Origin of the sequence: Kitasatospora cathayae (genome assembly GCF_027627435.1) — a bacterium.
GTDB lineage: Bacteria > Actinomycetota > Actinomycetes > Streptomycetales > Streptomycetaceae > Kitasatospora > Kitasatospora cathayae.
The window spans coordinates 332,092-343,206 of record NZ_CP115450.1; the positions used below are offsets into that span (position 1 = coordinate 332,092).

Annotated in this window: 7 protein-coding genes and 1 pseudogene; 3 read left to right on the forward strand and 5 right to left on the reverse strand. The window is 71.1% G+C overall.

Annotation, left to right across the window (positions count from 1 at the left end):
- The first annotated feature begins 399 nt into the window (after nt 1–399).
- Both O1G21_RS01755 and O1G21_RS01760 read left to right on the forward strand, forming a co-directional pair.
- Complete coding sequence (locus tag O1G21_RS01755; protein WP_270140113.1) at nt 400–1,362, forward strand: extracellular catalytic domain type 1 short-chain-length polyhydroxyalkanoate depolymerase; 963 nt, start codon at nt 400–402, stop codon at nt 1,360–1,362.
- 147 nt (nt 1,363–1,509) lie between these two features.
- Nucleotides 1,510–2,757: pseudogene (locus tag O1G21_RS01760) on the forward strand (ricin-type beta-trefoil lectin domain protein).
- Nucleotides 2,758–2,834: 77 nt separating this feature from the next.
- On the opposite strand, the gene O1G21_RS01765 reads toward O1G21_RS01760, so the two are convergent.
- The 4 genes from O1G21_RS01765 to O1G21_RS01780 are packed head-to-tail and all read right to left on the reverse strand — an operon-like array spanning nt 2,835 to nt 8,216.
- On the reverse strand, nt 2,835–5,216 hold the full coding sequence (locus tag O1G21_RS01765; RefSeq protein ID WP_270140115.1) for a beta-xylosidase/alpha-l-arabinosidase: 2,382 nt from the start codon (nt 5,214–5,216) through the stop codon (nt 2,835–2,837).
- Entirely contained in the window at nt 5,213–6,031 is an 819-nt protein-coding gene (locus tag O1G21_RS01770; RefSeq protein ID WP_270140117.1) for a carbohydrate ABC transporter permease, read from the reverse strand. Before O1G21_RS01770 ends, O1G21_RS01765 begins: the two co-directional genes overlap by 4 nt.
- A complete protein-coding gene (locus tag O1G21_RS01775; RefSeq protein ID WP_270140119.1) occupies nt 6,031–6,927 on the reverse strand; it encodes a carbohydrate ABC transporter permease in 897 nt (298 codons plus the stop codon). The genes O1G21_RS01770 and O1G21_RS01775 overlap by 1 nt, the downstream gene beginning before the upstream one ends.
- Nucleotides 6,924–8,216, reverse strand: a complete 1,293-nt coding sequence (locus O1G21_RS01780; protein WP_270140121.1) for an ABC transporter substrate-binding protein — start codon at nt 8,214–8,216, stop codon at nt 6,924–6,926. Before O1G21_RS01780 ends, O1G21_RS01775 begins: the two co-directional genes overlap by 4 nt.
- 192 nt (nt 8,217–8,408) lie before the next feature.
- Here O1G21_RS01780 and O1G21_RS01785 point away from each other — a divergent pair, with 192 nt between their 5' ends.
- On the forward strand, nt 8,409–9,455 hold the full coding sequence (locus O1G21_RS01785) for a LacI family DNA-binding transcriptional regulator (RefSeq protein ID WP_405000572.1): 1,047 nt from the start codon (nt 8,409–8,411) through the stop codon (nt 9,453–9,455).
- Between the two features lie 102 nt (nt 9,456–9,557).
- Here the strand turns inward: O1G21_RS01785 and O1G21_RS01790 are convergent, their stop codons facing one another.
- Nucleotides 9,558–11,030 carry an endo-1,4-beta-xylanase gene (locus O1G21_RS01790; protein WP_270140125.1) on the reverse strand — a complete coding sequence of 491 codons (1,473 nt, stop codon included), beginning with the start codon at nt 11,028–11,030 and terminating at the stop codon, nt 9,558–9,560.
- Nucleotides 11,031–11,115 lie beyond the last annotated feature (85 nt).

An 11,115-nucleotide genomic window follows, 5' to 3' on the forward strand; every position in this document is an offset into this window, starting at 1 on the left:
GTTCGCCCTCCGGAGCCGTAAAGTTGGCGTGATTCATCGGACCAATGGACGGCATGTGCGGGATCGACGGCCACCCAGAACCGATCCGGGGCCACGCTCCCCGCCCGGAGCACCCGGACGCCTCGCACGCCCCCGCCACGGTGAAACTTTCACCGGCAGAACCGGGCCCACCGGCCGTATCGTCGGGCTGCCGGGGAGGGGCCCGTCCATTCCTTGACAGGTAGCGGTCACTGATGCACCGTCATCAGTCCGAAACACCACCGAAACACCGACAGGCACCCTATCCTGATGCTCCGTCTCAAATGTGAACGCTCACATGACCGGGAGCGAACACCCGCGGGATCCCCGGGCACGCCTGCTACCGCCACCGCCGTCGGCACTCCACGAAGAAGAGGTTCCATGCTGCGCTCCCGGCACTTGAAGTCCCGCCTGCTCGCCGCACTCCTGGCCATCGGCGCCGCGTTAGGGGCGAACCTGGCCGCCGCGCCCCAGGCCGGCGCCGCCTCGTTGACCCAGGTCACGAACTTCGGCAACAACCCGACCGGCCTGCAGATGTACGTGCACGTACCCAACCGCGTCAAGGCGCACCCGTCGGTGCTGCTGGCGCTGCACGGCTGCCAGGGCTCCGGGCCCTACCTGTACGCCAGCACCGACTTCGGAGCGCTGGCCGACCGGTACGGCTTCGTCGTCATCTACCCCTCGACCAACCCCGGCGGCAGCTGCTGGGACGTCTCCTCCGACCAGGCGCTGCGGCGGGGCGGCGGCAGTGACCCGGTCGGACTGATGTCGATGGTCACGTACGTCGAGCAGCACTACAACGGGAACCGCGACGCCGTGTACGTCACCGGCGAGTCCTCGGGCGGGATGATGACGAACGTCATGCTCGCGGACTACCCGGACGTGTTCAAGGCGGGCGCGGCGTTCATGGGCGTGCCCTACCACTGCTTCTACACGGGCACCACGCGCGGCTGGAACGGCCCCTGCGCCGGGGGCCAGGTCTCCATGACCCCGCAGCAGTGGGGCGACCTGGTGCGCCGTGCCGATCCCGGCTACACCGGGCCTCGGCCCCGCGTGCAGCTGTGGCACGGCACCACCGACCCGATCCTGAACCACCGCGACCTCGGCGAGGAGACCAAGCAGTGGACGAACGTCCTCGGGGTGGGCCAGAACCCGTCGTCCACTGACATCCCGGCCGCCAACTGGAACCGGAGCCGGTACACCGACCGCTCCGGCAAGACGCAGGTCGAGTCCTACAGCATCGCCGGTGCCGGGCACGAACTTCCGGTCAAGGGAACGCAGATGGCCGCCTACGCCATCCACTTCATGGGCCTGGACGGCACCAGCCCCACCCGCGCCTCCTGACCCCGCCACGGCCGGGCCGACCACCTCTCGGCCCGGCCGCCCACACCCCCGCTGCCGAAGCGCAGCGTGAAGGCAGAGCGCATGACACGCAGATCCCCGTTCGCGCCCCTCGTGGCCCTGGTGGCCTTCATCGTGGCCGTGATCGGCATGGCTCCGGGCACCGGCTCCACCGCGGCCGCCGCTCCGGTCAGGGCAGCGGCCGGCACCGGCGGCTGCGGCAGCGCACCGTAGCTGGCGCGCGGCACCCACACGATCGCCAGCGGCGGCCAGAGCCGCAGCTACATCCTCAGGGTCCCCGCCGGGTACGACCGAAACCACCCGTACCGGCTGGTCTTCGGGTTCCACTGGGTGGGCGGCACCGCCAACGACGTCGACTCCGGTGGCACCGACGGGTACAACTGGTCCTACTACGGGCTCAGGCGGCTGGCGGACAACGCGAACAATGGCACCGTCTTCGTCGCGCCCCAGGGCCTCGGCAACGGCTGGGCCAACTCCAACGGCCAGGACGTCACCTTCGTCGACGACATGGTCAGGCAGCTCGAAGCCGGCCTGTGCATCGACCAGACCCAGCTCTTCTCCACCGGTTTCGCTACGGCGGCTCGATGACCTACGCGCTCGCCTGTGCCCGGCCGACGGTCTTCCGTGCGGTCGCGGTCTACTCGGGCGCGAACCTCAGCGGCCGCGCCGGCGGGACGCAACCGATCGCCTACATGGGGCTCCACGACCTCCGCGACAACGTCTGGGCATCGGCGGGGGAGGGCACTGCGCGACCAGTTCGTCAGGAACAACGGCTGCGGCCCGCAGAACCCGACCGAGCCGGCGTACGGCAGCCTGACGCACGTCGTCACCGGGTGCAAGTCCGGGCATCCGGTCGTCCGGGCCGCGTTCGACGGGGCGGGCCACGACCCCGGCCCGATCGGCGGGTGCACCTGCGACGGCTGGCACACCTGGACGTCCGGCGAAGTGTGGAAGTTCTTCAGCCAGTTCGGCTCCTCCACTCCCCCGGCCGGCGGCAACCAGGAGATCGTGGGCCGGGCGTCGGGCCGTTGCGTGGACATCAACGCCCTCTCCACGGCCAACGGCACGCAGACCCAACTGTGGGACTGCAACGGTGGGGCCAACCAGCGGTGGACCTACACGGCAGGCAAGCAGCTCATGGTCTACGGCAACAAGTGCCTGGCCGCCTCGGGCACCGGCAACGGCGCCGCGGCGGTGATCTCGGACTGCAACGGGCAGGCCGACCAGCAGTGGAACATCGGCTCCGACGGCGCGATCACCGGAGTGCGGTCGGGCCTGTGCCTGGACGCCACCGGCACGGGCCCGGCGAACGCGACGAAGATCCAGCTCTGGGCCTGCTCGGGCGCGGGCAACCAGCAGTGGAGCCTGCGCAGCTGAACAGGGCTTCGGGACCGGCCTCCGCCACCGCAGGACCGGTCCCGAAGCATCCTGGTCGGGTTCGAGGGCTTCCTCCGTTACGGGGTAGCGGCTGGCGGGAGCGCGTGGACGGTGAAGGTCGGGTGCAGTCGGCGGGTGTGGTCGAGTGGGCGGACCGGGCCGGTGAGGCGCAGCGGCACGGTGAGCCGGGGGTCGGTGCTGGAGGCGGAGATCCGCAGTTCCAGGGCGCCGGGTTCGACGATCCGCTCGCCGTGGCGGCCGGTGAAGGAGGCCAGGTCGGCGGGGACGGTCAGCTCCACCCGGCAGCCCGCTCCGGCGTCCAGCGGGATCCGGTGGTAGCCGATCAGCCGCTGCACCGGCTGGACGACGGAGGCCACCGGGTCGTGGAGGTAGAGCTGCACCACCTCGGTGCCCGCCCGCGCGCTGGTGTTGCGCAGCTCGAAGGCCAGCCGGAACGCGCCGTCGGTGCCGGTCTCGGCGGTCCGCACCTCCAGCCCGGACCAGCTGAACTCGCTGTAGCCGAGCCCGTGTCCGAAGCCGTAGGCCGGTGTCGGGTCGGTGCTGGAGACCTCGCCGGCCTGGGCCAGCCGCGCGGCCAGGTAGGTGGAGGGCTGGACCCCGGGGTGGGCGGGGACGGAGACGGGCAGGCGTCCGGACGGGTTGACCCGCCCGCTGAGCACGCCGGCGAGCGCCTGCGTCCCGGCCTCGCCGGGGAAGAAGCACTGGACGATCCCGGCCGCCTCGGTGACGGCACGCCCGAGCGCGTACGGCCGCCCGGCCAGCAGGGTGACCACCACGGGCGTCCCGGTGTCCAGCACCGCTTCCAGCAACTGTCGCTGTCTTCCAGGCAGTTCGAGCGACTCGGCGTCGCATCCCTCACCGCTGGTGCCGCGCCCGAACAGCCCGGCCCGGTCGCCGAGGGCGAGCACCACCACCTCGGCCTGCCGGGCGGCCTCGACCGCCTCGGCGAGGCCGGCGGTGGACTCGCCGTCGACCGTCACGCCGAGCACCGTGCGCAGCTCGGCGCCTGTGAACTCGGCCGCCAACGCCTCGCGGAGCGTGGGGAGTTCGATGCCGATCGGGGTTTCGGGGTGCTGTCCGCCGACGTGCACCGGGAAGGAGTAGCAGCCGAGCACGGCGGTGGGTTCGTCCGCGTTCGGGCCGATCAGCGCGATCCGGGCGGGGCTGCGCAGCGGCAGCAGTCCGTCGTTGCGCAGCAGCACCACGGCCTGCTCGGCGAGCTCGGCGGCGAGCGCGCGGTTGCCGGGCCGGTCCAGGTCGACCAGACCGCGCAGCGCGGCCGATTCGCTCGGGTCGACGTCGGCGAGGGCGGCCGGCACCGGGTTCCAGTCGGCGTCCAGCAGCCCGAGTTCGGCCTTCTGCACGAGGACTCGGCGCAGCGCCCGGCCGATCAGCCGCTCCGGGACACTGCCCGAGACGACCGCGTCGAACAGCGGCTGTCCGAAGGCGTCGACGGTCGGCAGCTCGACGTCTACTCCCCCGGCCAGGGCGAGCCCGGCGGCGTCGGAGCGGTCCTCGGCCACGCCGTGCAGGGTGGCGAGGAAGGCGATGCCGAAGTAGTCGGCGACGACCGTGCCGGTGAACCCCCAGGTGTCCCGGAGCAGTTCGGTGAGCAGGGCCCGGTCGGCGGCGGAGGGGAGGCCGTCGGTGTCGGTGTAGGCGGGCATGACCGAGCGGGGCCGGCCTTCGCGAACGGCCATCTCGAAGGGCGGCAGGATGACGTCGGCGCGTTCGCGCGGGCCCATCGACACGGGCGCGAGGTTGCGTCCGGCCCGGGAGGCGGAGTACCCGGCGAAGTGCTTGAGGGTGGCGATGACCCCGGCCGACTCCAGGCCCTGGACGTAGGCGGTGGCGATGGTGCCGACCAGGTACGGGTCCTCGCCGATGGTCTCCTCGACCCGCCCCCAGCGGGCGTCGCGGACCACGTCGAGCACCGGGGCCAGGCCCTGGTGCACGCCGACGGACCGCAGGTCGCGGCCGATGGCGGCGGCCATCGTCCGGACCAGCCCCGGGTTGAAGGCGGCGCCCCAGGACAGCGGCACGGGGTACGCGGTGGCTCCCCAGGCGGCGAAGCCGGCCAGGCACTCCTCGTGGGCCAGCGCGGGAATGCCGAAGCGGTTGGCGGCGACGATCCGCTGCTGGGTGCGCAGCAGCGAGAGCGCGCCGAGCGCCGGGTCGACCGGGGCGGTGCCGAACGGCCGGGTCAACTGCCCGAGCCCGTACGGCAGGAGGCTGTCGAGGTCGGGTGGCGGCCCCATCTCGTGCTGGTGCGGGGCGACTTCGGCGCCGCTCGGGTCGGCGCCGACCCAGACGCCGACCAGTTGGGCGGTCTTCTCCCGCAGGGTCATCGCGGCGATCAGGGCGTCGGCCCGGGCCTCCGGGGTGAGCGTGGTGTCGCGCCACGCGGGCGCGGGCTCGGGGTCGCGGTGGTCGTTCATTTTCCTCCCACCCCCGTCAGGCCCTGGACCAGGGCGCGGCGGGCGAACAGGTAGACGACGAAGACGGGGAGCATGGACAGCACCACGGCGCTGAGGAGTCCGGGCACGTCCACGCCGTGCTCGGTCTGGAAGTCGTACAGGCCGAGGGTGATGACCTTGGTGGAGTCGGACTGGGTGAGGATCAGCGGGAAGAGGAAGCCGTTCCAGGCCTGGAGGGCGGCGAAGACCGTGATCGAGGACAGTCCGCCCTTGGACAGCGGGAGCACCAGTTGGCGGAACATCCGCGCCGGGGAGGCGCCGTCCATCGCCATCGCCTCGTACAGCTCGGGGCTGATGTCGCGCATCGCACCGGTCAGCACCAGGGTGCAGACCGGCAGGCAGAAGGCCGCGGTCGGCAGGATGACGCCGAGCAGGTGGTCGTACAGGCCGGTCTTGCTGATGACGAAGAACATCGGCACGATCACCGCCTGGGCGGGGATCGCCAGGCCCAGCAGGAACAGCCGGAACACCCAGCCGGTCGCCCGGCCGCGGGCGCGCACGATGGCGTAGGCGAGCGGCGGGACGACCAGCAGCACGATGGCGACCACGCCGGCGGTGACGGTCAGGGTGTTGAGGAAGTCCTGGCCGAAGCCGGTCGAGAGGTCGGTCAGGTAGTTCTGCAGGGTCCAGTGCTTGGGCAGGCTCAGCGGGCCCTCGGTGGAGTAGTCGGCACGGGTGCGGAAGGTGGCGATCAGCAGCACGTACAGCGGCAGGCCGACCAGCACCAGCCACACCAGGGAGCCGAACCCGGCCAGGACGTTGGGGCGTCGTCGCATCACAGGCCCTCCGCCGTGCCGCGCATCCGGTCGTAGCCGGAGAGCCGGACCACCGCGAGCGAGATCAGGGTGGCGACCACCACGAGGACCAGCGCGATGGCCGAGCCGGTGCCGAAGTCGAAGCTCTTGAAGGCCTTCTGGTACATGTAGTAGGAGGTGACGGTGGTGTCCGTGCCGGGACCGCCCTGGGTGAGGATCAGCACCGTGTCGAAGGTGGTCAGGCCGCCGACCACCATCAGGATCACCGAGGTGATGACGGTGTTGCGCAGTTGCGGCAGGGTGATGTGGAGGAACTGCCGCACCCGGCCCGCCCCGTCGACGGCCGCGGCCTGGTAGAGCACCTGGGGGATGGCCCGGGCGCCGCCCTGGTAGATCAGCGCGTGCAGCGGGGTGAACTGCCAGACGCCGACGAAGGTCAGCACCCCGATCGCCCCGCTCTTGGTGCCGAGCAGGTTGCCGTCGCCGAACAGCCAGGTGAGCTGGGCCGGTACGCCGAAGTTGGGGTCGAGGACAGCCCGCCACACCACCGAGACGGCGGTCGCGGAGAGCAGCAGCGGCACGAAGTAGACGGCCGAGAGCACGGCCCGGTTGCGCTGCTTCCCGGCGGCCCAGACGCCGATCAGGATGCTGACCGGCGTCTGGGTCACCACGCCCAGGGCGGTGAGCAGCAGGGTGGTCCAGACGGACTGGAGCATCACCGGGTCGTGGAACAGGGCGGTCCAGTTGTCCAGGCCGTTGAAGTGCGGGTCGCCGATGCCGTCCCAGCTGGTGAAGGAGAGCACGGCGACCAGCAGCAGCGGTGTGAGCGCGAACATCCCGAAGAACACCGCGGCGGGCACCGCCCAGACGAGTCCCGGACGGGTGGCCACCGCGCCGCGCCCGGTGGCGCGCGTCATGACGTCGGCAAGGCCTGCATGGCCTTGATGAAGCCGTCTGCGTCGAGTCCGCCGTTGAAGAACTGCTGGATCGCGGTGTGCATCGGGGTCATGGCGCTCGGCGGGTAGGCCTGGTCCCAGGAGAGCTGGAACGAGGGGGCGTCCTTGACCAGTTGGTACTGGTCCTTGGAGTAGGCAGGGCTGGCGGAGAGGTCGAAGTGGTCGGGGGTGTTGGTGGTGGTCGGCAGGTTGCCGATGGCCAGCTGGGCCTTCACGAACTCCTCGGAGTACATCAGTTTGAGGAAGGCCGCGACTTCCACCGGGTGCTTGGTCTTCTTGAGTACGGAGTAGAAGTTGTTGGTGTTGCCTACGACGTCGGCCGGGTCGCCCTTGCCGCCGCTCAGGGCGGGGAAGCCGGTGTAGCCGAGGCCGGACTTGGCGAAGTCCGGGTTGGCGTCCTGCTGGGTGGAGTAGTACCAGGAGCCCATCAGCTCGAAGGCGGCCTTGCCCTTGGCGACCAGGGCCGGGGAGCCGCCGTCGGTGAACTTGACGGAGTCGAAGTTGCTCCCGAAGGCCCCGGCGTCGACCAGTTGCTTGAGGGTGGTCAGCGCCTTGCGGCTATCCTCGCTCGCCCAGGCCTCCTTGTCGCCACCGAGCGCCCGCTGGAACAGCCCGGGGCCGGCGATCCGGTCGTAGAGGTACTCGAACCACATCAGGGTGGGCCACTGGTCGCCGCCGCCGAGGGAGATCGGGGTGATGCCTTTGGCCTTCAGGGCCTTGGTGGTGGCGAGGAGCTCGTCCCAGGTCTTCGGTGGGGTGAGTCCGGCGTCCGCGAGCACCTTCTTGTTGTGGAACAGCAGCACCGGCTGGGTGCCGCGCATCGGTATCCCGTACGCCTTTTTGTCGATCACCGCCGAGTTGAAGACGGAGGGCAGGAAGTTGTTCTTCAGGCCCGGGTCCTCGGCGATGAAGCCGTCCAGCGGCAGCAGCAGGTCCGCCTTGACGAACGACTGGATGGAGCCGCCGCCCCAGTTGAAGAAGATGTCGGGGGCCCGAGAGCTGTTGATCACGGTCTGCAGCTTCTGCTGGTAGTCCGCTCCGGGGATGGTGTCGAGCACCGCCTTGACCTTGGAGGTCCGGTTGAACGTCTCGACGATCTGCTTCTCGACCTTGTTGCCGGCGTCGCCGTAGACCAGCACGTGGATCGTTCCGGCTCCGGCGTCGGAGGAGGAGTCGCCGGAGCTGCAGGCGGCGGACGTCCCCAGGACGAGTGCGGTGACCGCGGTGACCGCGGCGAGTCTGGATCGCATATCCTGCCCTCAGTTTCGAATGTTTCGAGCAAGTCGCCGAATGTTGTGGGAAACGTAGATCCGACCTGATCCCCAGTCAAGACTTCGGACGGGATCGGCCACGGCCCGCCGGCGGGCTAGCATCCGTGCGGTACGGACCGCCCGCGGCCGTGCCCGACAGCCACCCACGACGGATTTCGCCCAGCAGGGGCAGTGCAGGAGGAACCCGTGGACAGAGCGGCCACGCTCGCCGAGATCGCGCAGGAGGCCGGGGTCTCCGCGCCGACAGTTTCGAAGGTCCTGAACGGCCGCGCCGACGTCGCCCCGGCCACCCGGGAGCGGGTGGAGGCACTGCTCCAGCGCTACGGCTACCGGCGGCGGCGCGGCAACCGCCAGACGAGCCCGCTGCTGGAACTGGTCTTCCACGAGCTGGAGAGCGCCTGGGCGGTGGAGGTGATCCGGGGCGTCGAGAACGCGGTCCGCGCGGAGGGCCTGAGCATCGTGCTCTCCGAGTCCGCCGAACGGCACGGGCCAGGTCAGTCCTGGGTGGACGGAGTACTCGCCCGCCGCCCCACCGGCGTGGTGCTGGTGCTGTCCGACCTGGACCGCGCGCTGCGCGAGCAACTGGCCCGCCGGGACATCCCGTTCGTGGTGATGGACCCGGCCGGCGATCCCGGCCAGGAGGTGCCCGCCGTCGGCACCACCAACTGGGACGGCGGCCTCGCCGCCACCCGGCACCTGCTCGACCTCGGCCACCGCCGGATCGGCCTGATCGCCGGCCCCGCCCGGATGATGTGCAGCCGGGCCCGGGCCGACGGCTACCGGGCGGCGCTCGACATGGCGGGCATCCCGTACGACCCGGAGCTGGTCCGCGAGGGCGACTTCCACCACGAGTCCGGACGCCGGCTCGGCCTGGAACTGCTACGCCTGCCGGACCGGCCGACCGCCGTGTTCGCCGGGAACGACCTCCAGGCGCTGGGCCTGTACGAGGCCGCCCGCGAACTGGGGCTGCGCATCCCGGAGGACCTCAGCGTGGTCGGCTTCGACGACCTGCCGCTGGCCCGCTGGGTGGGGCCGCCGCTGACCACCGTGCGCCAGCCACTGACCGAGATGGCCGAGACGGCGACCCGCCTGGTGATCGACCTCGCCCGCGGGGTGCGGCCCGGCACGCTCCGGGTGGACCTGGCCACCAGCCTGGTCGAGCGCAGCAGCACCGCCCCGCCGCGCGTGGCCCGCGCCGGCCCGGCCGCGAACGGCTGACGGGCCGTCGGGCCGGAAAGCGGTGCGGCCGGACGGCCCGGGAGTCCCGGCGCCGTCCGGCCGCACCGCACCGTGTTGTGCTGTGCTGTGCGGTGGGTGGTGTCAGCCCAGCGTCCACCGCTGGTTGCTGCCGCCACTGCAGGTCCACAGCTGGGTCAGGGCGCCGTCGGCGGTGGAGGCACCGGACACGTCCAGGCACAGGCCGGACTGGACGCCGGTGACGCTGCCGTCCGCGTTGAGGTGCCACTGCTGGTTGGCCTGGCCGTTGCACGACCAGACGACCACCTTGGTGCCGTTGACGGCGCCCTGCCCGGAGGCGTCCAGGCACAGCCGGCTGCCGCCGTCGTAGACGGTCAACTGGTCGTCCGAGGTGTGGGTCCAGGTCTGGTTGGAGCCGCCCCAGCAGGCGTAGATCTGCACCGGGGTGCCCGCCGTGGTCGAGGCGTTCGGCACGTCCAGGCACTTGCCGGCACCGACCGCGTGCAACTCTCCCGTGGTGCCACCGCCACCGCCGGAGCTCGAACCGCCGAGGGCGGAGAGCGCCGCGTAGTAGGACGGCTTGGGCTGGTCGTTGCCGTCGTACATGGTTGCCGCGCCGGTCCCGGGGAAGGTGCCGGGGATCCAGGAGTGGGCGTCGTCCACGCCCCACTGGCTGACGCCCACGCAGCGGGAGACGGCCAGGCAGTCCCGGGCCACGGCGGCGTAGTCGGTGCCCTGCTGCTGCAGCGCGGCGCCGGAGGCGGGGAGCTGGATCCGGTCGTCCAGTTCGGTGACGGCCACGTCCAGGCCCAGGTTCGCGAACCTCTGCATGTTGGCCTGCATGTCGGAGGGGACCTGCCCGAGGATGAAGTGGCTCTCGAAACCGATGCCGCCCAGCGGCACCCCCTGGGCGAGCAGCGACTGGGCCAGGCGGTAGAGGGCGTCGCTCTTCGCGTTCCCACCCTCGATGCCGTAGTCGTTGATGTAGAGCTTGGCGCCCGGGTCGGCGGCGTGCGCGGTGCGCAGCGCGTCGGCGAAGTAGCCGGATCCCATCGCCCGGTAGAACACGTCCGGGACGAAGGAGCCGTCGCCGTTGAAGGGCTCGTTGATCACGTCCCAGGCGTAGACCTGGCCCTTGTAGTGGGTGGCCTCGGCCGTGATGTGCGCCTCCATCGCGGAGCGGACCTGGTCCAGCGGCAGGTTCGAGACCCAGGACGGGAGCTGGTTCTGCCACACCAGGTTGTGGCCGCGTACCCGCATGCCCTTCGACCGGGCGAACTGCACGAGTTGGTCGCCCGGCCCGAAGTTGTACGAGCCGCGGGACGGTTCGACGGTGTCCCACTTCATCTCGTTGGCCGGGGTCAGCATGTCGAACTGCGCCCCGGCGACGGCGATCTCACCACTGACGCCGAGGTCGCCGCGCTCAATTGCGGTGCCGAAGTAACGGCCTTTGGCTTCCGCCGCCGCCTTCAACGTGTTGTCGGCCGCCGCGGCCGGGGTCGTCGCGGCCAGCGCGCCGGTCGCGAGCACCAGTGCCAGGACCAGTACGGCGGTCCAGGCGCGGTGCATTCCGATCAGGACATTTCGAATGGGCATGGTCGACCTCCAGAGTCGCTCCAGGGGGAGGTGCACCCGCGCGGTCGGCGGGTAGTGGGCACGAGCGATGACGGTGGTGGGGCCG